2 pseudogenes are annotated in these 711 nt (G+C 75.9%); both read right to left on the minus strand.

What is annotated here, in order from left to right:
* A pseudogene (locus tag PUR71_RS00140) lies at nt 1-379 on the minus strand (polysaccharide deacetylase family protein); the annotation flags it as partial.
* Nucleotides 376-711 (minus strand): annotated as a pseudogene (locus PUR71_RS00145) (condensation domain-containing protein); the annotation flags it as partial. The pseudogenes PUR71_RS00145 and PUR71_RS00140, both read right to left, overlap by 4 nt.

The following is a 711-nucleotide window of genomic DNA, read 5'->3' on the forward strand; positions in this document are numbered from 1 at the left end:
ACTCCTCGGCGCGGCCGGTCAGGCTGCCGCCCTCGGCGGTCACCCGCGCCAGCGTGGCGGGCGCGCTCCAGGCCTGCTCCGCCAGCCGCGCGGCCGGGACGGAGCCGAAGTGCGGCCGCTGCGGCAGCACCCACGGATCCGCGCGGTACACCTCCAGACCGGCCGCCGTCATCGGACCGTCGAGCAGGCCGTTGGTGCTGTCGAGCACCACGGCCGGCACGCGGCCGCCGCTGCCCAAGCCCTCGAGCCAGGCCATGAGTTCGGCGACGTCGGCGGCGCCCCAGCGGCTCGGCTCGGCCGCCCTGCGCCCGGCGCCGTCGACGACCTCGACCTCGTAGCCCGCGCCCGTCCAGGCGACGCCGGCGTAGCGCGCGCTCACTCCTCCCCCAGGGCGAGCGCGGCGGTGACGACCAACTGCTCGACGCCGCGCAGGAATTGCTCCATTCCCGCGCGCGTGATGATCGCCGGGTCGGCGGTCATGGCGAGGTCCAGGACACCGGGGGCGGTCAGCACGTCGACCGCCATCGAGACGTTCGCGCGGGGCAGGAAGTCCGTCGGCCAGCTCAGTTCGGTGCGCGTCGCCAGGTCGGCCAGCGCCTCCTTCGGGCGCTCGACGGTGTCGAACGGCCCGCTGCCCGGGTCCCGGGTGTCGTTCCACCAGTACGAGTGGTCGGCAGCCTCGCCGCGCTCCACGAGGCCCGCCACCTCCCG

The organism is Streptomyces sp. SP17BM10 (assembly GCF_036322405.1).
Classification (GTDB): Bacteria; Actinomycetota; Actinomycetes; order Streptomycetales; family Streptomycetaceae; genus Kitasatospora.